Source organism: Paenibacillus ehimensis NBRC 15659 (assembly GCF_004000785.1).
Taxonomy (GTDB): Bacteria; Bacillota; Bacilli; order Paenibacillales; family NBRC-103111; genus Paenibacillus_G; species Paenibacillus_G ehimensis.
The window spans coordinates 67,953-92,410 of record NZ_BILX01000001.1 but is presented as its reverse complement, the minus strand read 5'-3'; the positions used below and the strand labels follow the sequence as shown (position 1 = coordinate 92,410).

Here is a 24,458-nt window from a genome sequence, read left to right as displayed (position 1 = left end):
TCATTAAGCGAATGCATTCGGCAAGAAGATAGAGGAACATACGTTCGTTAGTCATGTCGAATTTTATCTCGCCCGCCTGTCTTTCGGTCAATAACTCATCGTAGTTCCTCTATTGTTCGAATTGAAGTATACTTAGGCCAACTAAAGCATCTGTCGTGCGCTATTTTCACGACGACTGATTAAGGAAAGAGGGCCAGAGCTAATGACTACCGAAAAAGCAAATCCGCCTCTTTATTACGAAACTCGTGGCGACGGATACCCGCTGATCGTGCTGCATGCGCTGGCGACCGACCACCGGTCGATGATGGCGTGGATGGAGCCTCTGTTCGAACGGCGGCCGGGGTGGAAGCGGATCTACGTCGATATTCCGGCTCACGGACGGAGCCCGGTAGAGCCTTGGATGAAGACGTCCGACGACCTGCTGTCGGTTCTGCTGAACGGCATCCGGTCGATCCTGTCGGAAAACGAACGGTTCGCGCTCATGGGGATGTCGTTCGGCGGCTACATGGCGCAGGGAATTTGGCGCGCGGAGCACCGCCGGGCGGACGGGCTGTGTCTTCTCGCTCCGGCGCTTCACCGGAAAATCCGCACCCTCCCCGAACGAAGCGTGCCCGTCCGGGACGAGGCGCTGCTGGCGGAGCTTGAGCCTGAGGTTCGGGCGGCCTTCGAAACGTTGGCCACCGTGCAATCGCGGGCGAACTGGGAGCTTTTCCGGGAGGAATGGCAGCCGGGGCGGCTGCTCGCCGACCGCGCGTTTCTGTCTTCCGACTGGCGCACGCAAGGGTACCATTTTCAATGCGATCCCATCCCGGAGAACAGCCGTTTTTCGCAGCCGGCGCTGTTTCTCCTCGGACGGCAGGATGCCATCTGCGGGTACAAGGATCATTTAGCCGTGCTCGAATCGTTCCCACGGGCAACCTTTACCGTGCTGGACGGGGCCGGCCATCTGCTCCAGATCGAGCAGCGGGAGCTGGTGCAGCGCCATGTCGGCGTCTGGCTCGATACGATAGAGCGGGAGAAGCTGCCGGGCGCCGGTGCATAGCAGCAAGCCTCACGGGGGCGGCCCCGATTACCCGCTCCGAAGCTCCGGGCTCTGGCACGCGCGAGTTCCGGTGGCGACGCGTTCCCGCATGGCGGCCGGCCGGGCTTGCTGGGAAGCTGATCCGGTTCTCTCCGCCCGATCAGCTTTTCGGCTTATTCTCCCACTCTTCCAAGTAGATCATTTGCGTCAATGAAGACGTGTCCAGCTCAATCGGACAAATGAACTCCAGCAAATTGCCGTCCGGGTCCTCAAAATAAATGGCCGCGTGCGCGTGGGGACGGTTGGGCAGCACGATGGGTCCCGTCGGCGCAAACCCGAAAGCTTCCTTGACCTCGATCCCTTTGTCCGCAAGCCATTGTTTGGCCCGCTTTATATCCTCGGGCTCCACTTGAAAGGCAACATGCCTCAACGACGCATGATACGGGACGTTCACCTGTTCCGCCTCCCACAGACCAAGCCAGCTCTTCCCTTTCTCAATCCACAAAAATGTCAGGCCGGGGCCTTGATGCGCCACTTCCAAACCGACGCTTTCATAAAACGCGATGGAGCGCTTCAGATCTTTTACCGGCAAATGAGCTTCGTACAGCCCTTTGATCACAGGGATCGCCACCTTTCTAAAATTAGAATCCTCCCTTTCGGTGACAGTGTAGCACAAAATCACATAAATACCCATATGTTTCCAGTTTATTTTAACAACAAAAAAAATTACCCAGAAAATACCTAATGATTCGATCGAATTGTGTCGATGAAAAAGGAGATGACCACAACAAAGGAGAGAAACATAATGGGGAAACATCACTTCATGCTATCGGTCGGGAGAAAGCTGTTCTTGTCTTTTCTCCTCCTGATCTTGCTGCTGGCCAGCTTCGGCCTCGTTTCGCTGAGCCGGGAGGAAAAAAATGCAAGCCAAGACGGACGAAATTAGCGGCGCTTGGCTGTCAGGAGTAGGAATTGCCAATAACGTAAACTACTTGACGGAACACGTTCTTGTTCTGCAGCATAAAATTTTAACCAATCCGGAAGTCGCCAAAAAACAACAATTCATTCAGGAAGCCGATGCTACATTTGTCGAAATCGACAAGGAATTGGATCTGTACGGCGAGACGTACGCAAGCGACGAAGATCGCCTCAATGCGGAGCAGCTTCGGGCGAAATGGAATAGCTATAAAGAAGTCTACGACCGCACCGTAGCGCTGGGCAAGCAGATCGACCTGGTGCGAGGCGCGGCGAAGCAGGAAAAAGAACTGACGGCGTTGATGACGCAATCCCAGCAAACGTACGACGAAATGCAGAAGCTGCTGGATAAGATGATCGTAATCAATAACGAAGGCGCCAAGACGGCAACGCAGGAAAGCCGGGAAATTTACGAAACCAATATTCAACGAACGATTTTGTTGATCTCCATTTCGGTGGTCATCGGAATCGTCCTGGTCGTTGTCATGAACCGCATCATATCCAAGCCCGTGAAGCTTGTATCCGAAGCGCTGCACCGGGTGGCCGGCAGAGATTTGACGGTCGAACCGCTCTCGGTCAAGCAAAAGGACGAGATCGGGAGTCTGGTTGTTTCCCTGAACGACATGGTATCCCATCTAAAAATGACCGTGACGCAAATTCAAGAGGCCTCCTCGACGGTTGCCGCTTCCTCCGAGGAGCTGCAGGCCAGCTCGGAGCAAAATACGGTAGCGACCAAAACCGTCACGCTGTCCATCCAAGAGATGGCCTCCGGTACGGAGAGTCAGCTGATGCGCTCGGACGAAACCGGAAGAGCGATGGAAGAGATGGCGGCAGGCATTCAGCGCATCGCCGAAACGACGTCGGACGTGTCCGAACTGTCCCAGGAATCCGCCATCCAAGCGCAGCATGGCAATGACGCCATTCAAGCGGCGAGAAGCCGAATGAACGCCCTGAGCGAATCGGTCGGGCAGGCGGGCGCCGATATCAAGACTTTGGAGACGCATTCCGTGAACGTCGGCAGCATTCTGCAGATCATTAACGACATCGCTTCGCAAACCGGCCTGCTGGCGCTCAACGCCTCCATCGAGGCGGCAAGAGCGGGAGAGCACGGACAAGGCTTCGCCGTCGTCGCGAACGAGGTGAAGAAGCTCGCCCAGCAATCCGGCGAAGCCGTTCAAAGCATCTCGGACATCATCTCGCAGATTCAAACCGATACGTCCAAAGCGGTGCTCACGATGAACCGCAGCTTGTCGGAGGTTCGCATCGGCCTCCAAGCCGTTACCGAGGCGGATGAAGCGTTCCAGCAAATCACCCGTACCGCAAGCGACGTATCCGGCAAAATTCAGGAAGTGGCGGCGGCAGCCGAAGAAATGGCGGCAAGCTCGGAGCAGGTGTCCGCTTCCGCTTCGGAGATGAACCAGATCGCGAGACAGGCCGCCGAGTCGGCGCAGACGATCGCCGCTACCACCGAAGAGCAGCTCGCCTCTGCCGAAGAAATTGCTTCGTCTGCGGAATCGTTAAGCCGGACAGCGCAGGATTTGTCCGAATTGGTCAACCGGTTCAAACTGTAGGAGACGTTTTTGCGTCCAAAAAAGGGAGGAAGTCCCCTCGGCGTGCGGGCTTCCTCCCTTTTCCATTTCCCACCTGTGCTTCATGGCTGTATTTTAAACTTGCGGACCAGTGTCTCCAGATTTTCCGCCTCCCGGCTCAGTCCTTCGGACAAGGACGAAACCTCCCGCACCAAGGCGGTTTGCGCTTGGGTTTTGTTATTGACGATCTGTACGCCGTCCAAGGATTCTCTGGCCACATCGGCCATATCGGAGACGGAGGCGGCGATTTCCTCCGAGCCTGCCGCCATCTCCTCGGAAATGGCCGAAACCTCTTGGATTTGGGCGGCGACTTCCTTGGTAGCCTGCAATATTTTTTGGAACGAATCGCTGGCATCCCGTACCTTGCGGCTGCCCAAGGCCACCTCTTCGCTTACCCGGTGCATCGCTTTGACCGTTTCCGTCGAATCGCTGCGAATTTCCTGGAGCAGCTCGGCGATCCGTCCTGCCGAGGCAGCGGAGCCTTCCGCCAGCTTGCGGATTTCCGCCGCTACGACCGCGAAGCCCCGGCCATGCCCGCCCGCCCGGGCCGCTTCGATCGAAGCATTAAGCGCGAGCAGATTCGTTTGCTTGGACAACGTGGCGATCGTGTCCGCAATTTGCCCGATGTGGGACGAACGCTCGTCCAGCTTGGACACGATCCGGGCGGATTGGTTAACGGAATCGTCGATCTGATCCATTTGCCGCTTGGCCTGCTCCATATGTCCGAAGCCGTCCACTGCTTCTTTCTCCGTATCCGCGGCGGCCTCGGACAGCTCAGTCGCCGATTCGGCCACCCGCTGCACGCCCTTGGCCATTTCTTCGATGGCCCGCGATCCGTCCAGCGTGTTCTGCACCGAAATGACGGCCCCCTGCTCGATCACCGCCATCCGCTTGCCGATTTCCTCGGTGGCGGCAGAGGTTTGCTTCGTGTTGGCCATCAGCTTCTCCGACGTCTCCCATACCTTCTCCGAGGTACCGGTAATCTCCTTGATCATGCCGTGCAGACTGTCGAGCATCCGGTTAAGCGAGCCGGCGATTTCGCCGATCTCGTCCTTCGTATTCGAGGACAGCCTGGCCGTCAGATCCCCGCCGTTGCCGGCCAACTCGGCAATTTTTTCATTAACCGTTTTTAAAGGCCGCAGCTTGATAAATATCAACGTAAAAATGCCGAACAAGGTCAAGAACGTCACCACCAGCAGAATCACGGCGAAGCTCATCATGGCGCTTGCCGATTGACGGGCTGCGTCCGACTCCTGCTGCGCCCGCGTGTTCATCTTGGTCTGAAACTGCTGGATATACCCCATAATTTCTTTTTTGCTGGCATCGTATTGCTCTCCGAACATCAGCTTCCGGGCAGTGTCGAAATTTTTCTCCTCCACCGCTTTCATGGCGGCTTCTTCGGTTTTAATCAAGGTGTCGGAGCTGCTCTTGGCTTTCTCGATCAAATCCAGCTCTTCCTGCGGAGCGTCAAGCGCTTTCAATTGTTCGATGACCTTATCGCGGGACTTGGTCTCGTTGACCTCTTTCCAATAATTATCATGGTGCCGCTTGTCCCCGAACTGGACATATCGTCTCATCTCGTCGGTCAAGTAATCGGAGCCGTTCTTCAAGTCGAAACCGAGCTGCTTGAACTGCGCCTGCCGTTGTACCGCCAGCCGTTCCTGGGCGATGCCGTTCTCCAGCTTGCTGACGCTGTACCAGTTGAGCAGCGATAGTATCAATAAAAGTCCCCCCATCACCTTTAACCAGCTTGAAATCTTCATCCGCAGTCCCCCTGAAGTCCTGATTTTATTCGACATTTTTCAACATATTTATCGACATTTTTAGACAAAAACTTGAGATGCATTTTATATTTTTTTCGACAAACTCAACGGGAAAACAGGATACGGCGGCGGAAGAAGTAGCGTGAAAGGTAGACCTGAAACGTTAGAGCCGATGGGGGGACGGGAGCGGGAGCGGCTTAAACCACTGTGCTTAAGCGGCCCGGAGAGGGTTTGTTGCAGGGGGCGGAGGCTTAAGAGGGCAAGCTCTGCTTCACTTGGCGGCAGGCGCATAGCTTCGCTTGAGATCGCGAACGTCCGGCCGTAGAGCGTCCATGGCTGCAGGAGTTCCGGCTTGCGGCTTTTTTTGCGCCGACGGCACGACAAACCGGCATATCGTTGCGGATATGCCGGTTGTCATGCAAAGCAGCGGACTATCTCTCCCCCGCCGATTCGGCGAGAAAATCAACCAGATGCATCGCCTGCATCTTCTTGTCTTTCCCGTGGCGGTGAACGCCCCATTTCATTTGAAGCAGGCAGCCTGGATTCGCCGTCAGAATGACGTGCGCCCGGGTGCGCTCCACCTGCTCCATCTTATGATCCAGCACGCTGGCGGACATTTCCGGCTGGGTCAAATTGTAGATCCCGGCGGAGCCGCAGCAGCGGTCGGCGTCCGGCAGCTCCTGCAGCGTTGCGCCGGGCACGTTCCGGATCAGCTGCCGCGGGGCCGATGCGACGCGCATGACGTTGCGCAGATGACAGGAGTCCTGGTACGTAACCGTCACCTGCCCCGCCCCCTGGCCGAGCGGCTTCAGCGGCAGCGGACGCCCTTCGGCGAGCAGCTCCGACACGTCGCGGACCTGCGAAGCAAACCGGCGGGCCTCCGCCTCTTCGGAATCGCCGCGGAGGAGGTGGTCCGCCTCCTTCAGGGTGGCGCCGCAGCCTCCGGCGTTGCTGACGACGGCATCGACGCGGGCCGCGCGGAAGGCGGCGATGTTGGTCCGGGCCAGACGGCGGGCGCTCTCCCGTTCGCCGGCATGGGCGTGCAGCGCGCCGCAGCACGTCTGCGAGGCCGGGACAACAACCTCGTAGCCCGCCAAGCGCAGCAGCTTAATCGTGTTCACGTTCGTCTCCGTGAACAGCACATCCATGATGCAGCCGCGGAACATCCCGACCCGCCCGAGTCGTTCGCCTTCGGCCGGGATCACCAGCAGCGATTGTCCGCCTTCGGCCTGTTCCCAACGGGCAGGCAGGCCGAGCTTCTCCCAACGGCGGATGACGCCGTCGCCGGCCGCTTGCGGCAGCACCGCTTCCATCTCGCGCATATGCGCCGGGAACAGCTTCATGACGCCGAGCCCGCGCGCCAGCTTACGCAATCCGCTCGTTTGGTACAGCTTCAGCGACGAGCCGAGCAGCCGCATCCGGCCATGGTGCGGAAACAGCCGCTCCATGAACAGCCGCTTCACCGTCCGCACCGGCCACCGCTCGGCGGTTACCGCCGCGATCGACTCGCGGGCCTGTTCGATGAGCTGACCGTATTTGACATCCGACGGGCAGGCTGGCTCGCAAGCGCGGCAGCCGAGGCACAGGTCCATCTGCGAGCGGAACGCCGCATCCGGCTCCATTGTGCCGTCGTAGACGGCCTTCATCAGCGCGATCCGCCCCCGCGGCGAGGCCGCCTCCAGTCCCGTCTCCTGAAACGTCGGACAGGCTGTCTGGCAAAAGCCGCAGCGCATACAATTGGTAAGCTGATCGGGATCGAGCGTGAGCCGCAGCTTCTCGGTCAATGCTTTGATCTCCGTGCCCATGCGTCACGCACCGCCTTTCGCGTTCGGCCCGCGGCCGTCCTCAAACGAGCCTCCGGGCGGGCCCTTTTCTCCGGCGTCGGCTTGCTCCAACCCTTCGACTCCGCCCGATTCAGTTCCCGCCCCCGACTCCGACTTCAACACAATGCGCTTGCGCGTCTCTGCGAACAGCTTGCCGGGATTGAGCAAGCCGTCCGGGTCGAATGCATGCTTCAGCCGCTTCATCAGACTGATGCCGGAGGCGCCGACCTTCCATTCGAGATACGGCGCTTTGACATGCCCGACGCCGTGCTCCCCGGTGATTGTGCCTCCAAGCCGGATCGCTGCGTCGAAAATTTCCTCGAACGCCAGATCCACCCGGTGAATCTCCTCCGCATCCCGCGCATCGGTCATCGCCGTCGGGTGCAGGTTGCCGTCTCCCGCATGGCCGAACGTGCAGATCCGCAAGTTGTGCTTCGCCGCAATGCGCTGCACCTCCAGCACCATGTCGGCAATCTTCGAGCGCGGCACGGTGGCGTCTTCGAGAATCGTCGTCGGCCGCAGCCGAGACAGCGCCGCCAGCGCGCTGCGCCGGGCTTCCATCACCTTGGCCCCTTCCTCCGGCGTCGCGGCCACCTTCACCTGGATCGCCCCTTCGCGTCTGCAGATCGCCTCGATCAGCTGCAGGTCCTTCTCCACCTGCGCCTCGTCGCCGTCCTGCTCGATCGCCAAGATCGCCTGCGCATCGACCGGAAGGCCGATTTTGGCGAACGCCTCCACCACCTCGATCGTCGCCTGGTCCATAAACTCAAGCGTACAGGGGGTAATCCGGTTCGCAATAATCTGCGACACCGTCCGCGCCGCCGCCGGCAAATCGGCGAACACCGCAATCATCGCCCGCCGGTACGCCGGCTTCGGGACAAGCTTGACCGTCGCTTCCGTCAAGATCGCCAGCGTCCCCCCGGAGCCTACGAGCAGCCTCGTCAAGTCGTAGCCCGCGACATCCTTCACCAGCTTGCCTCCCGTCCGCAGCACCTCGCCGCTCGCCAGCACCGCCTCAAGCCCGATGACGTAGTCCTTGGTCGTGCCGTACTTGAGCCCGCGCAGTCCGCCCGCGCCCAGAGCGATGTTGCCGCCCATCGTGCAGATGATCATGCTGCTCGGGTCCGGCGGATAAAACAGTCCCGTCTCCTCGACAGCCGTATGAAAGCGCTTAGTATTCAGCCCCGTCTGGAACGTCGCCGTCAGGTTGTCCTGATCGATCTCCAGCAGCCGGTTCATCCGCGTCATGACCATAATCAGCCCGCCGTGCAGCGGCACGACGCCCGCGCACAGATTGCTGCCCGCCCCGCGGGTGACCACCGGAATCCGGTGCCGGGCGCAGACGCGCATCACCGCCGCCACTTCTTCCGTCGAAGCGGGAAAAATAACGCCGTCCGGCATCGATTGATACAGCGGCGTAGCATCGTAGCTGTAAGAAACGAGCGTCTCGGTATCGTCGCGGAACCAGGCGTCCCCGACAATCCTTCTTAATTCTTGACAAACCGTTGCAGCGAGCAAAGCGTTCCCTCCCGTATGCCCTGAATTAATCAGGTCATCTGATGACTTTATTATAAAAGGACCCGGCTTCCTCCGTCAATGCTCAACACGCCCCGCAGGGCGACATGATTCGCCCGGGCAAACATGGTACAATAAGGGAAATCCTGCACCTTACCGCAGTATGCCTAACGCCGCTTTAGTTCGGTCACGTCTCGATTGGAGGGAATGCCGTGGATTTTTTTCCATCTCCTTGGGGGCCTCCGCCCTTTTTCATCTTCTTCTTTGTACTTATCCTGGTGCTGATCGTAGGCACAGTCTTGTACGGAATTTTCTCTTCCGTCTCCGTCTGGTCCGCCAACAATGCGTCCGAGCGTCTCACCGTCCCCGGCCGGGTCGTCGCTAAACGCACGCAGGTGTCGGGAGGGTCCGGAGATTCGAGTGCGTTTACGAGATATTACGCGACCTTCGAATTCGAGGACGGCAGGCGCGTGGAGCTTCCTTTGAAGGGCCCCCAATACGGACTGATGGTCGAAGGGGACTTCGGCGAGCTGACGTATCAGGGCACCCGCTTCATCGATTTTGTCCGCATGAGAAAGGAAGAGCATTCATGATCCGCAAAGGCTATGAAATCGTCGCCGACGCCCTTCGCGAGCAGATTGAGCAGGGCGTCTGGCCGGTCGGTTCCCGGATCGACTCGGTCGAGCAGCTGGCCGTGAAGTTCGGCGTCGGCCGCTCCACGATCCGGGAAGCGCTCATGTCGCTTAAAGCGCACGGCTGGGTGGACGTCCGCCACGGAGGCGGAACGTTCGTGCTCCGCAATAGCGGCGCGCTTCAGATCGAAGCGCCCGAGATCGGGAACGTGGAGCAGCTCCGGCAATGGCTTGAACTGCGCTTCATTCTGGAAACCGAAGGCGCGGCACTGGCCGCGGAGCGCCGCAGCAACGACCATTTGAACGAACTGGACAAGATCCTCGGCGACATGGCTTTCCTGACGGACGAGGACAAGCTGGAGCAATGCGATATCCGGTTTCACCTGAAGCTGGCCGGAGCCTCCGGCAACGAGCTGCTCGTACGCACGCTGGAGACGCTCTTCCTGACCATGGGTCCGGCAATGCGGGAAAGCCGCCGGCTGTGGCTGTTCGCGGAGCAGAGCCAGACGACCCGGCTCTCCGAAGAGCACCGGGCCATCGTCGACGCGGTCCGGCTGCAGGACGCCGCCCTTGCCCGGGAACGCGTCGCCTCCCACTTGCGCAAGGTGGAGCAGATGCTTCGCCGCTTAACCTACGAAGCCTGATGGCAGAGGGCTTCTCTTAACGAAAAAGCCCGCCGGCATCCTCCGGCGGGCATTCTGCGTTTAATGGGCGGCTCCGCCCTTTTTCAGCCATTCGCAGCCGTCCGCGCAGGAGCAGAGCGCCTTCTGCACCGAGCACCACGAACGCTTCGCATAATAAATCGGCACTTCCTGTTCCTTCGCTTGCTGCTTGATGGCTTTGGTCAGATTGTGGTTGACGTAATCCGTCAGCACAAGCACCGCGTCCACCTTTTCCGGAATCCCCTTCTTCACCATTTGGCATTTGCGTCCGGACATATGCATCACTTCGTCAAAACCGATATTCGCCAGATGATCGGGCATATTGCCCAAATGATCCGCTCCTACGACCAAAATCGACGGCATGTTTCGAGCCTCCTTTTCGTTAACGGGCAATCTCCTGAGAGAGCCTTTCGTGCGTGTATTTTTATCGTGTCTGCCTTCGATTCTCGTTATTTCGCGCCCGCGAGCAGCTTGAGCTTCCGTTCTTCGCGCTCAGTGCCGCTCATCCGCGGACAGGTATAGCAATATCCGTGGTCCGTATCCGTCTTGTAAGCGAGACAGCAGCTGACTTTCATCCGCAGCCGCTCTCCGGGCTTGCGCGGGTCGTCGACGTAGCGGAACTTCACATCGAGCGGGTGCCGCGGCCGGCCGAACACGTCCGGCGTCAAGTCGGACAGCAGCGCCTGAAAGTCCTCCGTCAGCTTGGCCCGAAGCTTTTCGCTATCCGCTTGGGCAAGAGTCATATCACGTACATAGTACATCCGGGTCGCGATCTGTCCCCATAATTGCCCCGCATCGAGCCCTGCCGCTTGCGCCAACGATACGAGCAGCGGCCGAAGCGTCTCTCCATACAAGGCGGTGAGCACTTGACGTCTCCACCCGGCCCGGTCCCCCGCAGGCACCGACAACGTCTTCGCGTCATGGAGCCGGAACCCGAACACCGGCCGGCCTTCCTTTTGATACAAATTCACCGTCAGATTGCCCGGCGAAAAGTCGAACGCCGCATCATACCGGCTGATCATATACTGCTGCGCCGCGCACAGCATCCCGAGCCAGCCGCTAAAATAAGTGGCCGGCGCTTGCTCATCCAACGCGCGAATGTGCTTGCCGTACTTCACCAGAAGCATGTCCGCATGCCGGCGTTCGAACAGCTGTGCCAGCTTGACCGATAGCTCCCCCTCATCGGGAAGCCCCCGTATGAAAAAAAACTGCGCCTCCAGCTCGCCGAGAGCCCGCTCCGCCAGCGCTTCGTTCCTTGCCTGCTCCATGTCCCTTCCCCTTCCTTTTATTTGCGCTCAGGCGCACTTTCGATGCTCCCCTGAGCCTTCCCCTCTTCCGACCCTTGAACCGATACCCTCTTTATGTATGAACCGTACCGGCGCTCTTCCGGCTGCGGCTGTGGTCTGACGGGAGTCGAACGGTCCGGAATGCTGCCTGCCCGGCTAAGGTTTCTTTGCCTGATCAGCTCATACAGCAAACCCACGGACGGCCCTCCTTATATTATATGATAATGATTCTCAATAACATGTATATTACAAATGATAATGGTTATCATTCTCGTTGTCAATGGGTCGCCGCTTTCCGTGTTCTGACGGAAGCCGTTCTTGCGGGCAGCAAGATAAATGCGCCTCTGGAGCTTTAATAAAGGTAAACCTCTTTACTCCAAAAATGCTCGTGGCCCCGGCTGCCGAATGATGCATAAATCTTGAAATCCGTTCCAAATTAATGCAGGGAGGTGCTGCATTTGCATCGCAGGTGGAACGGATTGCGGCTGAAAGCAATTCTATGCCTCGTTCTTGTCTTGGCCCCCGTGCTGCTTCCTGCTCCCTCACCCGGACTTTCGTTCAGCGGACAAACGCTCCGTCTTGGCTCCCGCGGCGACGACGTTTACGAGCTGCAGGGACGTCTGAAGTTTCTCGGATACTACAACGGAAGCATAGACGGCATCTTCGGGAAGCAAACACAAGGTGCGGTATTTTGGTTTCAGGACCGATTCGGCGTCACCGTTGACGGGATTGCCGGGCCGCAGACGCAGAACAAGCTCTGGCAGGCGACCAAGCATTGGCGGGCTTCGGGCTCCGCGTTCAGCAGCGAAGATATTACGCTGATGGCCCGCACGGTTTACGGGGAAGCCCGGGGCGAGCCCTATACCGGGCAAGTGGCGGTGGCCGCCGTCATTTTGAACCGGCTCTACAGTCCGCAGTTTCCGAATACCGTATCGGGCGTTATTTTTCAGCCCGGGGCATTCACCGCCGTGAACGACGGCCAGATCTGGCTGACGCCGGACAGCACGGCCTACAAAGCGGTCCATGACGCCGTGAACGGCTGGGACCCTTCAGGCGAAGCGCTGTACTATTTCAATCCGGCCACGGCCACCTCGAAATGGATCTGGTCCAGACCGCAAATTAAACAAATCGGCCGCCATATTTTTTGCAAGTGAAAACGCGGCTTCAAATGGAAAGAGCCGGGCCCTCACAGGTGTCCGGCTCGGCTTGTTGCCGTTGCTTTCGCGCGCGAAGCTTAGATGAACAAAACGCTGCAGCTGATGATCACGAGCAGAATGAACAGAACCAGGATGACGCCCGTGGATGTGAAACCGCCGTAATAGCCCACCATGATCACTCCTTCAATAAAATTGAATATCCGCCATTCTCTCCATGTCGGACATTCATAGTATCAATGTATGTGAACGATGAATGACCGGTATGGACGAGTGTGGGGGATCATTCCTTTCGACGGACCCATTCTTTCTGGGCTGAGCCATATTCCGGCGATTGTGCCGTTCCGCATCCGCCGCACAGCGGAAGCCGATATTGCCGGTGGAGCTGTCCGCCGTATTTTGGTTGCGTGCCGCGGCCCGGTATCCGTTGCAGTACGAGTTGTGGCACAAGAAGGAGCCCCCGCGAATCGCCGCAGTCCGGACCCTTCGGATTGACGCGCGGACCATTGACAATGCAACGGCAAAGCGACAGGATAATCCACTTTTCGACTGTGTGATTTTTTTCACATCATTTTCCTCTTGGACATGCTATAGTAAAGGCGTAGGGAGGAAGCAAATCCCGACATCAATCAAAGGAAAGGAACATGCGATATGAACACCGTGCTTCGTTCCCGCTCCGGCCGACGACACTGCTATAGCAGCCGATCTTGCCTTTAAGAAAGGCTCTTATCTTATTAAAAGGCAAGCGAACGACTTTTCTTTACAGTAATTTGTGAATATTTTCACTAATTCTGATGAAAAGCCGAATGACTTCGAGAGACCGTCTAATCCTGTAAGTTTAAATGGATATTATCCCTTAATGATGGTAATTTATCCCTCTTCATCTCTTTAGCGATGTGCAATAATGAAAAAAATGAATGTGTCAAAATTTAGACACAATTTGATAACAAAGGGAGCGATTATGATGCTTATGAAATGGCTAAGAGAAAACGTGTATGCTGCCGGATTACTGTTCGTATTACGCGTATATGTCGGCTGGACATGGCTGACGGCCGGATTTCACAAACTGACCGGCGGATTCGACGCCACCGGCTTCCTGAAGGGCGCTATTGCCAAACCGGCAATGGACAAGGCCACAAACGAATTGATTTACCCGACCTTCACGGCGTTCCTGCAAAACTTCGCTTTGCCTAACGTGAAGCTGATCAACTTCATGATCCCGCTCGGTGAATTCCTCGTCGGCCTCGGCTTAATTCTCGGGACACTGACGACGGCGGCCGCGTTCTTCGGATTAATGATGAACTTCATGTTCCTGTTCGCCGGAACCGTAAGCACGAACCCTTGGATGGTCCTCCTCGGCTTCATCGTCTTGGCCGCAGGAGCCAACGCCGGCAAATTCGGCGGCGACTACTACGTGCTGCCTTACCTCCGCAAAGCGTTCCGTAAGCTGAACAAAGGCGGGGACGGTCACGATCCCAACAAAACCGCCGGCGGCACCCGTGCCCCGATGGGCGTGTAACGCAAGCCAATAACAAGAAGACCACGGATCGATTCCGTGGTCTTACTTTCTTTTATTCACAATCAGCATCATCATAAACGAAATAACAATGATCGAGCCGCTCCACCACCACGCGAGCGTCATGCGGCCGGATTCCACCGCCATATAGATCGCGGTCGGAACGGTCTGCGTCTTGCCCGGGATGTTCCCGGCGATCATCAGCGTCGCCCCGAATTCGCCGAGCGCCCGGGCGAAGCCCAGGATATAAGCGGTAGCGAGGGAGCGCCAGGCCAGCGGCAGCGTAATGTAGCGGAGCACCTGCCACTCGTCTGCGCCCGCGGAACGCGCGGCGTCCTCCAGGCTGCGTTCGACCGAAGCGAAGCCGACCTTCATCGTTTGGTACACGAGCGGGAACGCGACCACGACCGCAGCGATGACGGCGGCCCACCATGTGAAGATGAGCGGAGCCGCGAACCAGGCTTCGATCCAGCGGCCGAACCAGCTCTTCTTGCCGAGAAGCACCAGCAGGATGAAGCCGATCACGGTCGGAGGAAGCACCAACGGGAGCATCAGCGCGGTCTCCAGCAGCGTTTTGCCCGGAAACGTCCGGCGGGACAAGCCCCATGCCGCAGCGATCCCCAAGACGAACACCAGCGCGCTCGCCGCCAGCGATACTTTGACCGACAGCAGGACCGGCGACAAAAAAGCGTTCCAATCGATGCCAGGCATGCCGGCTACTTCCCGGCAGGGACGGTGAAGCCGTACTTCGCGAACACGTCAGCCGCCTCTTTGCTTTGCAGATACGTGTAGAAGGCTTCGGCTTCCTTGGCGTGCTTCGTCGCCTTGACGATACCGGCCGGATATTCGACCGGCTTGTAGGTTTTCGGATCGACGTTGAAGGCGATCTTCACCTTCTTGGATGTGAGCGCATCGGTCTTGTAGACGAAGCCCGCTTCCGCGTTGCCCGATTCGACGTAGGTCAGCACCTGCCGCACGTCTTTCGCCATGACGAGCTTCGGCTGCAAAGCGTCCCACTGCTTCGCGTTCGTCAGCGCTTCCTTGGCGTAACCGCCTGCGGGTACGGATTCCGGCTCCCCGATGGCGACGTGCTTCACTTCCGGCTTCGCCAAATCGTCCACCGTGCCGATCTGCGCTCGGCCGCCTTCCGGTACGACGACGACGAGCTCGTTGACGAGCAGGTTTTTGTGCTGCGCCGCATCGACAAGCTGCTTGTCCACCAGCGCTTTCATATTTTTGGCGGCGGCGGACAGGAACACGTCGGCGGGAGCGCCCTGCTCGATCTGCTGCTGCAGCGCGCCGGAGGCCCCGAAGTTGAAGTTCAGCTTGATGCCCGCGTTCTTGCTTTCATAAGCGGTCTGGATTTCCTTGAGCGCGTCGGTCAAGCTCGCCGCGGCGGAGACGGTCAGCTCGACCTTGTCGGCAGGGACGGCCTGTTTGTTGTCTTGCCCGGCCTTCGGCGCATCCGCCGGATTCGGCTTGGCTTCGCCACAGCCCGCAAGCCCGATGGCTAAAGATAAAGCAAGCAGCAGGAATAAACAAGAAGCGGCGATTTTACGCACAATATCCTCTCTCCTATCTATTTAATTATGTTTAGATATAACTAGGTATAATTAACATGGAATTCATTATAAGCGAAACAAAGGAACCCTGTAAACAGCGGTTTGAATCGCTGCCGCATCCATCGTATGATAGACGTGACGACTTTGTGTCCAAGCCGGGAATGCGGGCATGGCCTACGAAGACGAATGCAGGGCAGGAGGTTTCCGCGTCATGACCAACGACGTTTCCTATACAACCGAAGAAATCGCGAAGCTTTTGAAAATATCCAAGCTGACGGTGTACGACCTGATTAAAAAGGGCGAGCTTCCCGCCTACCGCGTCGGCAAGCAAATGCGTATCGACGCCGCGGAGCTGGAAGCCTATAAAGCAAGGGCCCGCGAAGGCCGCATGCCGCCCGCAGCCGCTCCAGGGCCGTCCGGTTCCTCAAGGCCGGAGGCCGGTTTGTCTCCGGGCAGCCGTCCGCTCGTCATCACGGGGCAGGACATCAGCCTCGACATTCTGGCCAAGCATCTGGAGAAACAAGCGCCCGGCATCCGCCCGCTGCGCTCGTACGTCGGCAGCTTGGACAGCCTGATCTCGATGTACCGCGGCGAATCCGATATTGTGAGCACGCATCTGCTGGACGGCGATACCGGGGAATACAATATTCCGTATATCCGCAAGCTGCTGGTCGGCTTTCCGTATATCGTCGTGCATCTGCTTACCCGGAATGCCGGGTTTTACGTGCCGCAGGGCAATCCGAAAGGTCTGCGGAGCTGGGACGATCTCGCACAGCCCGGCCTGCGCATCGCCAACCGGGAGAAAGGCTCCGGCGCCCGCGTGCTGCTGGACGAGCAGCTCCGGCTGCACGGCATTGCACCGGAAAGCGTGGCGGGCTATGCGGCGGAGGAATCGAGCCATATGGGCGTGGCCGGCAAAGTCGCTACAGGCGAGGCCGATGTCGGAGTCGGAATCGAGAAAGCGGCAAGCATCGTCGGAGGCGTCGACTTCGTCCCGCTGATCCGGGAGCGCTACGATCTCGTGATGCTGAAGAAGCCGGAAAACCGCGAATGGATCGAAGCGGTCCGGCGCATCCTGCAATCGGACGCTTTTCTCGGCGAGCTGCGCTCCATCAGCGGATACGACTTGACCGAGACGGGCAAGGTGTTACTGGAAACGTGACGGACCGGTTCCGGTAAGTGCAGCCCGGCAGGACTGGGGGCGGGGGCATTTGGAAAAATGGGGATGGATCACGATCGCCATCTGTGTCATTATTGTGGCCTGTCTTCCCTTCGATCCGAGACTGCGTTACGATCTTTATGAGCAAGAACGATTGCCGAGCGACTGCGAAACCTATGGTTCGAGGTATAGGATAGAGGGCAATAGGGGAAGGACGGCTCGCTCGCAGCGGCCAGAACGTTTACGCTCCAAGGAAAAGGCCCTGGCCCGAATACATCGTGACGGCCGCTTGGCACAAAATCTAACCGGACTCGGGTGATCGCATCGCCATGGATTTTTCAATCATCGAGCATTTGACAGAGGACAACATCAAGCATTGGCTGGAGCAGTACCGCTCCCTGGGGCCGCTTCCCGGCATCCTGCTCACGTTCGCCAAGTCGTTCGTACCTCCGCTGCCTACGCTGGTTATCGTCGGAGTCAACGCGGCGGTATACGGCTTATGGTTCGGCTTTCTGTATTCGTGGATCGGGATGATCGCCGGCTGCCTGACGACCTTCCTCATCATTCGCAAAGCGGCGGACCATCCGTACTTCGAGCGCTGGAAGCGCAAGCCCAAAGTCGAAAAAAGCATGCGGTGGGTCCGCCATAACGGGTTCAGCTATGTGTTTCTGCTGAGCGTGTTTCCGGTCGGTCCGTTCGTGCTTGTCAATATGGCGGCCGCCGTCGCGCGCATGCGGCTGCATACGTTTCTGATCGCCGTGGCCGCAGGCAAAGCGATTATGATTTTCTCCGTCTCGTACATTGGGCACGATCTGGAACGATTCGTCCGCGAGCCGCTCCAGCTGCTCTATGTGGTGTTGTTTATCGGGGGTTCGCTGTTTCTCAGCAAAAAAATCGAGGCGCATTTTACAAAAGCGGCTGCGGCCAAAGAGGAGCAGCGAGGTATGAACAGAGACGGGCGGGGAAGCGAATGAAGCCCGGCGTACCGCGCCAAAGGCATTAATCCCTCCCCCTTTGAGGGGGGCGTTTACTCGCAAACCTTTTCCAGATCGGCCATGCTGGCGATGCTATTCGCGTCGTTGATTCGACAGCTTAGTTCCCTTCTATCTTTTTTAGACCGTATTTCAATCCACATCCTGTTCATATGAAAACTTTTCGCCAGTTCGACCACTTGGTGCACATTTTTCAATTCGTCTCCAGCAGCCGTCCCCTCTTCCATTCTTTCATATCGGACATCCAGATAAACAAGCTGCCGGTCAATCGCTTCTTGAAAAGAAATATACTTGGCTCCAAAAATAATGGCGTTCTCGTCCGGAAACTCTCCGTATAGGGAATGGGAGTCCGATACTTTTTTTATGCGGTATTTTTCCTCCGGAAGCAGCTCTTGCAGTTTCGGATAAAACGTCTCCTTCAGTTCAGCGTTCCAAAAAGCATGCACATAGTCGTCTCTAAACATGAACTGCTTATTTTTCTCCGAAATATCCACTCTGATCGTATAATCGGGTTTTGCAACAGAATGTACTTCAGCACGATACTCGTCAAGCGTGCCGTTATACTCGACCTTTTCAATCCTGAATTCTTCCTGATATTTGTTTTTCAAATGAATGGCCAGTTCTTCCTGCACTCTCTTTTCCTCGGACGAGAATTGCTTGACAATGGCATCCAGCATTAAAAAGACCATCCCGCCCATTAGCAAGTAGAGAACCAGCAAAACGCAAAAGACGGCTGCAATCATGAAAAGCATGGTCTTAAGACCTGCCTTAACGTACTTATTTGCAAAAAATTGATCAAGAAGCGTTGGTTCCTTATTTTCTTCCGCGATCTTTTTAAACTTGTCCGCACTTGAATGCATTGCCTCAAATAAATCCCGATCCATTTGTATCATCCCATTCTCTTCAATCTGCTCATCGCCAAAAAACGGCGTTCATGCCGCTCGCCCGACAAAATGACGAAATCCGGAAGCATTGGCTTCCGGATAACCCCCTTGGCTTTCAGCCCTCAGGGAGACGATTTTCATTGGGGGAGCGGCGGCTGCACGGCGACGCAAGGCAAGCACCTGCTCCGTTACACGGCATGGATCCAAGTCACGCCCGAAGCTTGAAGGTCGGCCCCCCATTCCTTCGGCATGCTGACATCGCTGATAATGATGTCGATTTCCTTGAGATCGGCCAGCTTGTAAAACTGTCCCTCGCCGATCTTCGAGCGGTCGGTCATCACGATCGATTGCTTGGAATGCTCGATCAGCTTGCGCGCGAGCTGCCCCCGCTCGGCGTCGAAGCTGGTAATTCCGCGGTTCACCATAATCCCGTCGATCGAGATAAACGCCTTGTCCGCATAAAACTGCTCGACCATCCGTTCGGCCATCGAGCCGGACACCCGCGCCTGCGCGGCGTTGACCTTGCCTCCGATAAAATAAACGTCGCCGGAGAACAGCTCCTTATTCTTGTAATCGATGAGCAGATAGAGCGCCGGAGCGGAAAAGGCCAGCACCGTAATATTTTTCTTATTGAGCAAAAAATGAATCATCTGCTGGGTCGTCGTGCCGTCGTCGATGAAGATCACGTCGTTGTCCTCCACCAGAGACGCAGCCGCCCGGCCGATCCGCTTCTTCTCCTCGGCGTACAGCTCTTCCCGCTTCAGGTGCGGCGGCTCTTCCCGCGCCAGATTGATTTTGACCGCGCCGCCGTAGACCCGCTTCAGCTTGTTCTCCGCCTCCAGTTCCTCCAAATACCGGCGGACCGTCTCCGAAGATACCTTCAGCTTTTCGACCAGCTCGTACGTTTTTACTTTTCCTTCCAGATTGAGCGTGTTCAAAATGAAATCCTTGCGTTCTTCCCCCACCAAAGACATTCGGCGCAACCTCCAGCCCTGCTTATGATACTTGCATTATAGCACCCGGGCGCCGCGGCTTACACGATTTTCCGGTCCGCGGCTTTATAGCCAGAACCGGTTCCGACCGACCGCCTCCAGCAGCCGCCCGATATCGTCCGCATGCACGTCCCCGATATTGCCGATGCGGAATGTATCCGCGGACGAGATTTTGCCCGGGTACAGCACGAAGCCTTCAAGCTTCATCCGTGCGTAAAATTCCGCAAACGCGAACTGCGGATGCGCCGGGTATACAAACGAAGTGATGATCGGCGATTGGCACGAAGCCGGAAGCAGCGCCTGAAATCCAAGCTCCTCCATCCCCCGCACCAGCAGGCGCTGGTTGTTCTCGTACCGCTGCTGCCGCTTCGCGATGCCTCCCTCGTCCTCCAGCTCCAGCAGCGCTTCGTGGAACGCGTGCACGACATGGGTCGGCGAGGTGAACCGCCACTTGCCCTGCTGCCGTTCCATTGTGTCCCATTGATCGTACAGGTCCAGTGAAATCGAGCGGGCGCGTCCGGCGCAAGCGGCCAGCTCCTCCGTTTTCGCGATGACGAAGCCGAAGCCGGGAACGCCTTGAATGCACTTGTTGCTGCTGCTGATCAAAAAATCGATTCCGAGCGCCGACACGTCGATGGCGATGCCGCCGAAGCTGCTCATCGCATCGGCGATCAGCGTTTTGCCGTGCTTCTTCGCCGTCCGGGCGATGTCCTCCAGCGGATTGCGCATCCCGGTCGTCGTCTCCGTATGAACGACGGCCACATGCGTAATGTCCGGCTGCGCGGCCAAGACGGTTTCCAAGGCAGCCGCGTCCGCAGGCGTGGTCTCGCCGAGCGCGATCCGGACGGTCGGGATGCGCAGCCGCTCCGCCATTTGCGCGATCCGCTCGCCGTAAGCTCCGTTAATGAGGACGGCCAGCTTGCCGTCCGCCGGGATCGCCGAACCGATCACCGATTCTACGACGAACGTGCCGCTTCCCTGCATCAGTACGGCCGTATACCGGTCCGCCTCCGTCGTCGCCAGCCGGACCAGCCTGCCGCGAATGTCCTGTACCAGGTCGTTGTACTCGCGGTCCCACGTGCACCAGTCCTTCAGCATGGCCGCCTTCACCCGCTTCGTCGTAGACAATGGGCCCGGCGTCAGTAACAGGTAGGGATTATCCGGCATCGCCGGGACTGTCATCGTTTCTGTCATGAAAGCTCATCCTTTCGCTGCGGCCGCTGTGGAGCATGGGGATTCCCCTGCCGCCAAGCGCCGGTTGATGTCTGCAATGACCGGGTCCAACGCGCCGATGGAATCAATCACATAGTGCGCCCCCTCCGACCGGTAACGCCGCTCGATCTCTTCAAGCTTCCGCTTTAGAACGGCTGGGTCGCATGCGCTTACTTCCGCCTCCGCCATGCCGAGCTCGCTGCTGCCTTTGAGAATACCGACCGTCCATACTCCGGCGTTCAGCCCTTCGCGGATATCGCTGATCGTATCTCCGACTTTAACGATATGCTTCATCGGGTAAATGCCAAGCCGGATCGCATTCTCGTAGATCATCCACGGATACGGCCGGCCCGCAGGCATTTCGTCCGGCGTTACCAGCCCGTCCGGCGCATAGCCCTGCTTCTTCGCCTCGGCGGCGACGATCTCCATCATCTCCGTCGTATAGCCCGTGGTCGAGCCAACCTTGATCCCTTGCGACCGCAGCCGCGCCACCAGCTCGACCGCTCCCGGAATCGGAGTCGCATACTGCTTCAGGATGCCAAACAGCATCAGCTCGAAATCCGCGTACAGCGAATCGACGTCGGCTTCCTCCGGCGCCCGGCCGAAGGCTGCCTTCCACTGCTCCGCCACGCTATCCAATCGGCACAGCTCGCGCAGATGATCGCGCTTCAGCATCCCCATCGGCCCGCGCGCTTCCTCGGCCGTCAGCGTAATTCCCCGCTTCGCGAACACTTCCACGAATACCGCCACCGGCGCGAAGCAGCCGTAATCGACTGCGGTTCCCGCCCAGTCTAAAATAACCCCTTGAATCGTCATGATCCTCATCCTTTCCAACCTATTTATGCGTTTGCCAAGCTCCCGTCCGCCGCTTCACACCCCGCAGAATCAGCTCGTAGAGCAGCCGGACGGCCATATTCGTTCCCAGGATCAGCACCGACATGGCCGCGGCGGCCGCCGTGTCGCCCGCATCGTCCATATTGACGATAGAGACCGCCGCCAGCTTGAAGTCCGGCGAAGTCAGGAAGACGAGCGCCGACACCGTGACCATGGAGTTGACGAAGAAGTACATCGACATCTCGATCATGGCCGGCAGCGACAGCGGCACCGTCACCTTCAGGAACGTCCGGTAGAACGGCACCCGCATCGACTCCGCCACCAGCTCGAACTCCTTGTCCTGCTTCTTGAGCGTCGTCGTTGCCGTGATGAAGGGCACCGAGAAAAAGTGAACGACGTTCGCCAGCACCAGAAGAGCTATCGTGCCGTACAGCGGATAAAGCGGGTTGTCCGGCTCGTTGAAGAAGAAAATGTACCCCAGCCCGACGACCATGCCGGGCAGCGACAGCGGCAGGATGGACAAGAAATAGCCGAACTGCCGGGCGCTTCGCAGCCTCCGCGTTTTTTCGATCAAGTACGCCGTGACGAAGGCGAACAGCGTGCCCAGAATGGCCGTCAGCAGCGAGAGAACCAAGCTGTTCCAGTACGGCTCGAACCCGGCCGCCGCCTTCGCGGAGAAATCGAAATGCTTCAGTGACAGCGTCAAATTATAAGGCCATACGTTCACCAAGGAAGCATAGACGATCGTCAGCAGCGGAATGAGGATTCCGACGGACACCAACGCGCAGAACAGCGTGAACAGCATGTCCCGCAAGCGGCCGTCCGTAATCCGGTACGGCGTCGATTTGGACGTGATCAGCGCATTTTGCTTGCGCTGCACGAGCCGGTCCACTATGAACGCCACAACCGCCGGGATCGTCAGCAGAATGCCGACCGCCGCGCCCATGGACATGTTTTGCTGCCCGATCACCTGTTTGTAAATATCCGTCGCGAGCACGTTGAACTTCCCGCCGACCGCCTGCGGCGCTCCGAAATCGGTGAAGCACGCGGTGAAGCAGACGAAAATCGCACTGATAAGCCCGAACTTGACCGACGGCAGCGTTACTGTGAGCAGCCGCTTGAGTCTGCCCGCGCCCAGCGTCTCCGCCGCTTCGTACAGCCGGTAGTCGGTTACGGCGAGCGACGCCGCCAAGATCAGAAACGCCTGCGGAAACAAGTAGATGACCTCCGCCATAATAATGCCGATCGGGCCGTACAGCTCGATTTTGAACCCGGGCAGCAGTCCGAACAGCCCGTTCGAGACAAGACCTTGGTTGCCGAACAAGTACGTCAGCGCGATTCCGTGCATCATCGTAGGCGCGAACAGCGGCACAAGCGCGATGTATTTGAAGAACGCTTTGCCCCGGATCGCCGTCCGGATCACCCCGTACGCATAGAAAAATGCCAGCGTGACGGCGATGCCCGTCGCAACGACCGAGACATAGATCGTATTCGCAAGCGACTTGGACAACGCGGGGGTGGAGAAGTAACGCACAAAGTTAGCCAGCCCGACGAAAGCTCCTTCGCGGTCCAGGAACGCCTTGGCGAACAAGACGCCCAGAGGGAACAAAACGGATGTGAGCAGCAGCAGGACGACGATGACGACAAGCGACATCTGCCACAGCTCCGCGCCCCCCGCTTTCGGGCTGAGCGCCCGGGTTCGTGCAGTCCACATGATGCCATCTCCTTCAATGGATTCAATTCGCCAAGGCTTCCGCCCGGAACGACAACAGCTTCTCCGCAGGCACGTTCAGCAGGACGCGGGCGTCCTTAGCCAGCGGCAGCCCGCGGGAGGCTTGGGCGGGAACGTCCACCGTGACCAGTCCGTCTGCGCCGGCATGCAGCAGTTGGAGGTTCAGCCGGTAGAACGGACCGCGGAATTCGACGTTACGGACGACGGCCGGGATGCCTTCGCCCGCATCGCCCGCTCTGACCTCGATATGCTCCGGCCGGACGGCGAACCTCCGCTCGCCTCCCTTGCCCGCCGGCCACACCCCGTCTTCCAGGAAGTTGACCGCCCCGACAAAATCGGCCACGAACGGACAGTTCGGGCGGTCGTACACGTCCTGCGGCGTGCCGGTCTGAACGACCTCCGCATTGTTCATGACGACGATCCGGTCGGCCATCGTCAGCGCCTCTTCCTGATCGTGCGTCACCATGATGGTCGTAATGCCGAGCTTCGTCTGCAGCTCGCGGATTTCCTGCCGCAGCTTCACGCGCACCTTCGCATCCAACGCCGACAACGGCTCGTCCAGCAGCAGCATGTCCGGCGACAGCACGATGGCCCGGGCCAAGGCGATGCGCTGCTGCTGGCCGCCCGACAGCTGGGACGGGTAGCGCTGCATGACATGCTCCAAATCGATCAGCGCGAATGCTTCGCGAACCTTGAAATCGATGTCCTTCTTGGACCACTTCTTGTTCTGCAGCCCGTAAGCGACGTTCTGGTAAGCCGTCAGGTTCGGGAACAAGGCGTACGACTGGAAGACCATGCCGAAATTCCGTTTCGCCGGCGGCAGAGCGGTAATATCTTTGCCGTCTACGGCAATCCGGCCTTCGGTCGGGCTTTCGAGACCGGCGATCAGGCGGAGCAGCGTCGTCTTGCCGCAGCCGCTCGGGCCGAGCAGGCAGACGAATTCGTTTTTGTTCATATCGAGATTGACCTGCTTCAACGCCGTGAACGAACCGAATGATTTGGACAACTGCCGGATCGATAAATACGGTTGCATAAAAGCCTCCTTCAGACCGTCCCGACGAGGGATCGGCTTGCTTGCTTCTAAAACCAAGTATAGGCCGGTTTTGTTAACGGAGTATCAAACACAAGTAAAGATTATGTTATTTGTTTTGTTTA

26 protein-coding genes and 1 pseudogene are annotated in these 24,458 nt (G+C 58.0%); 9 read left to right on the top strand and 18 right to left on the bottom strand.

Annotated features, from left to right (window positions below; genetic code table 11):
* Positions 1–202: 202 nt before the first annotated feature.
* Positions 203–1,042 carry an alpha/beta fold hydrolase gene (locus PEH01S_RS00425; protein WP_127483557.1) on the top strand — a complete coding sequence of 280 codons (840 nt, stop codon included), beginning with the start codon at positions 203–205 and terminating at the stop codon, positions 1,040–1,042.
* 139 nt (positions 1,043–1,181) lie between these two features.
* Here the strand turns inward: PEH01S_RS00425 and PEH01S_RS00420 are convergent, their stop codons facing one another.
* Positions 1,182–1,640: a VOC family protein gene (locus tag PEH01S_RS00420; RefSeq protein WP_036714558.1), complete on the bottom strand. Its 459-nt coding sequence runs from the start codon at positions 1,638–1,640 to the stop codon at positions 1,182–1,184.
* Positions 1,641–1,826: 186 nt separating this feature from the next.
* Between PEH01S_RS00420 and PEH01S_RS34410 the strand changes: the two genes are divergently transcribed.
* Both PEH01S_RS34410 and PEH01S_RS00415 read left to right on the top strand, forming a co-directional pair.
* Positions 1,827–1,967: a hypothetical protein gene (locus PEH01S_RS34410; RefSeq protein WP_164827596.1), complete on the top strand. Its 141-nt coding sequence runs from the start codon at positions 1,827–1,829 to the stop codon at positions 1,965–1,967.
* Complete coding sequence (locus PEH01S_RS00415) at positions 1,942–3,567, top strand: methyl-accepting chemotaxis protein (RefSeq protein WP_127483556.1); 1,626 nt, start codon at positions 1,942–1,944, stop codon at positions 3,565–3,567. The genes PEH01S_RS34410 and PEH01S_RS00415 overlap by 26 nt, the downstream gene beginning before the upstream one ends.
* Before the next feature lie 80 nt (positions 3,568–3,647).
* Here PEH01S_RS00415 and PEH01S_RS00410 read toward each other — a convergent pair whose 3' ends face one another.
* The 4 genes from PEH01S_RS00410 to PEH01S_RS00400 all read right to left on the bottom strand — a co-directional run bounded on the left by PEH01S_RS00410 (position 3,648) and on the right by PEH01S_RS00400 (position 8,689).
* Positions 3,648–5,348, bottom strand: coding sequence for a methyl-accepting chemotaxis protein (locus PEH01S_RS00410; RefSeq protein ID WP_164827594.1), 1,701 nt, complete (start codon positions 5,346–5,348; stop codon positions 3,648–3,650).
* A gap of 271 nt (positions 5,349–5,619) precedes the next feature.
* Complete coding sequence (locus tag PEH01S_RS34405; RefSeq protein WP_164827592.1) at positions 5,620–5,766, bottom strand: hypothetical protein; 147 nt, start codon at positions 5,764–5,766, stop codon at positions 5,620–5,622.
* Positions 5,767–5,779: 13 nt separating this feature from the next.
* Positions 5,780–7,153 carry a (Fe-S)-binding protein gene (locus PEH01S_RS00405; RefSeq protein WP_127483554.1) on the bottom strand — a complete coding sequence of 458 codons (1,374 nt, stop codon included), beginning with the start codon at positions 7,151–7,153 and terminating at the stop codon, positions 5,780–5,782.
* Positions 7,154–7,156: 3 nt separating this feature from the next.
* Positions 7,157–8,689 (bottom strand): FAD-binding oxidoreductase, encoded by a 1,533-nt coding sequence (locus PEH01S_RS00400; RefSeq protein ID WP_127483553.1) that lies wholly within the window; start codon positions 8,687–8,689, stop codon positions 7,157–7,159.
* Positions 8,690–8,898: 209 nt separating this feature from the next.
* Here PEH01S_RS00400 and PEH01S_RS00395 point away from each other — a divergent pair, with 209 nt between their 5' ends.
* Positions 8,899–9,279, top strand: coding sequence for a DUF2500 domain-containing protein (locus tag PEH01S_RS00395; protein WP_127483552.1), 381 nt, complete (start codon positions 8,899–8,901; stop codon positions 9,277–9,279).
* Entirely contained in the window at positions 9,276–9,962 is a 687-nt protein-coding gene (locus PEH01S_RS00390; protein WP_127483551.1) for a FadR/GntR family transcriptional regulator, read from the top strand. Before PEH01S_RS00395 ends, PEH01S_RS00390 begins: the two co-directional genes overlap by 4 nt.
* Positions 9,963–10,022: 60 nt before the next feature.
* On the opposite strand, the gene PEH01S_RS00385 is transcribed toward PEH01S_RS00390, so the two are convergent.
* From PEH01S_RS00385 to PEH01S_RS00375, 3 genes are all read right to left on the bottom strand, one after another.
* Complete coding sequence (locus PEH01S_RS00385; protein ID WP_025850854.1) at positions 10,023–10,343, bottom strand: DUF2325 domain-containing protein; 321 nt, start codon at positions 10,341–10,343, stop codon at positions 10,023–10,025.
* A gap of 86 nt (positions 10,344–10,429) precedes the next feature.
* Positions 10,430–11,248: an IucA/IucC family C-terminal-domain containing protein gene (locus tag PEH01S_RS00380; protein ID WP_025850855.1), complete on the bottom strand. Its 819-nt coding sequence runs from the start codon at positions 11,246–11,248 to the stop codon at positions 10,430–10,432.
* A 17-nt stretch (positions 11,249–11,265) separates the two neighbouring features.
* The gene (locus PEH01S_RS00375; RefSeq protein ID WP_127483550.1) at positions 11,266–11,463 is read right to left on the bottom strand and encodes a hypothetical protein; all 198 of its coding nucleotides are present in this window, start codon (positions 11,461–11,463) and stop codon (positions 11,266–11,268) included.
* A 261-nt stretch (positions 11,464–11,724) separates the two neighbouring features.
* On the opposite strand from PEH01S_RS00375, the gene sleB reads away from it, so the two are divergent.
* On the top strand, positions 11,725–12,420 hold the full coding sequence (gene sleB, locus PEH01S_RS00370) for a spore cortex-lytic enzyme (protein ID WP_407669400.1): 696 nt from the start codon (positions 11,725–11,727) through the stop codon (positions 12,418–12,420).
* 80 nt (positions 12,421–12,500) lie between these two features.
* Here the strand turns inward: sleB and PEH01S_RS00365 are convergent, their stop codons facing one another.
* Positions 12,501–12,596 (bottom strand): hypothetical protein, encoded by a 96-nt coding sequence (locus PEH01S_RS00365; protein WP_025850858.1) that lies wholly within the window; start codon positions 12,594–12,596, stop codon positions 12,501–12,503.
* Positions 12,597–12,768: 172 nt separating this feature from the next.
* Positions 12,769–12,888 (bottom strand): annotated as a pseudogene (locus PEH01S_RS35250) (SUMF1/EgtB/PvdO family nonheme iron enzyme); the annotation flags it as partial.
* A gap of 496 nt (positions 12,889–13,384) precedes the next feature.
* Between PEH01S_RS35250 and PEH01S_RS00355 the strand changes: the two are divergent.
* Positions 13,385–13,939, top strand: coding sequence for a DoxX family membrane protein (locus PEH01S_RS00355; protein ID WP_025850860.1), 555 nt, complete (start codon positions 13,385–13,387; stop codon positions 13,937–13,939).
* 42 nt (positions 13,940–13,981) lie between these two features.
* Here PEH01S_RS00355 and modB read toward each other — a convergent pair whose 3' ends face one another.
* Both modB and modA read right to left on the bottom strand, forming a co-directional pair.
* Positions 13,982–14,647, bottom strand: coding sequence for a molybdate ABC transporter permease subunit (modB, locus tag PEH01S_RS00350; RefSeq protein WP_127483549.1), 666 nt, complete (start codon positions 14,645–14,647; stop codon positions 13,982–13,984).
* Positions 14,648–14,652: 5 nt separating this feature from the next.
* Positions 14,653–15,498 carry a molybdate ABC transporter substrate-binding protein gene (modA, locus tag PEH01S_RS00345; protein ID WP_127483548.1) on the bottom strand — a complete coding sequence of 282 codons (846 nt, stop codon included), beginning with the start codon at positions 15,496–15,498 and terminating at the stop codon, positions 14,653–14,655.
* A gap of 211 nt (positions 15,499–15,709) precedes the next feature.
* On the opposite strand from modA, the gene PEH01S_RS00340 reads away from it, so the two are divergent.
* Positions 15,710–16,660, top strand: a complete 951-nt coding sequence (locus PEH01S_RS00340) for a helix-turn-helix transcriptional regulator (RefSeq protein WP_127483547.1) — start codon at positions 15,710–15,712, stop codon at positions 16,658–16,660.
* Positions 16,661–16,986: 326 nt separating this feature from the next.
* On the top strand, positions 16,987–17,631 hold the full coding sequence (locus tag PEH01S_RS00335; protein ID WP_025850865.1) for a TVP38/TMEM64 family protein: 645 nt from the start codon (positions 16,987–16,989) through the stop codon (positions 17,629–17,631).
* Between the two features lie 53 nt (positions 17,632–17,684).
* On the opposite strand, the gene PEH01S_RS00330 is transcribed toward PEH01S_RS00335, so the two are convergent.
* The 6 genes from PEH01S_RS00330 to PEH01S_RS00305 form a co-directional block, all read right to left on the bottom strand.
* Positions 17,685–18,533, bottom strand: coding sequence for a hypothetical protein (locus PEH01S_RS00330; RefSeq protein ID WP_127483546.1), 849 nt, complete (start codon positions 18,531–18,533; stop codon positions 17,685–17,687).
* 188 nt (positions 18,534–18,721) lie between these two features.
* Positions 18,722–19,507 carry a DeoR/GlpR family DNA-binding transcription regulator gene (locus tag PEH01S_RS00325; RefSeq protein WP_025850867.1) on the bottom strand — a complete coding sequence of 262 codons (786 nt, stop codon included), beginning with the start codon at positions 19,505–19,507 and terminating at the stop codon, positions 18,722–18,724.
* Positions 19,508–19,591: 84 nt separating this feature from the next.
* Positions 19,592–20,719 (bottom strand): 2-aminoethylphosphonate--pyruvate transaminase, encoded by a 1,128-nt coding sequence (phnW, locus tag PEH01S_RS00320; protein WP_127483545.1) that lies wholly within the window; start codon positions 20,717–20,719, stop codon positions 19,592–19,594.
* Between the two features lie 6 nt (positions 20,720–20,725).
* Positions 20,726–21,553, bottom strand: coding sequence for a phosphonoacetaldehyde hydrolase (gene phnX, locus PEH01S_RS00315; RefSeq protein ID WP_025850869.1), 828 nt, complete (start codon positions 21,551–21,553; stop codon positions 20,726–20,728).
* 19 nt (positions 21,554–21,572) lie between these two features.
* Complete coding sequence (locus PEH01S_RS00310) at positions 21,573–23,285, bottom strand: putative 2-aminoethylphosphonate ABC transporter permease subunit (RefSeq protein WP_174807084.1); 1,713 nt, start codon at positions 23,283–23,285, stop codon at positions 21,573–21,575.
* Positions 23,286–23,307: 22 nt separating this feature from the next.
* Positions 23,308–24,336 carry an ABC transporter ATP-binding protein gene (locus tag PEH01S_RS00305; protein WP_025850871.1) on the bottom strand — a complete coding sequence of 343 codons (1,029 nt, stop codon included), beginning with the start codon at positions 24,334–24,336 and terminating at the stop codon, positions 23,308–23,310.
* Between the last annotated feature and the right edge of the window lie 122 nt (positions 24,337–24,458).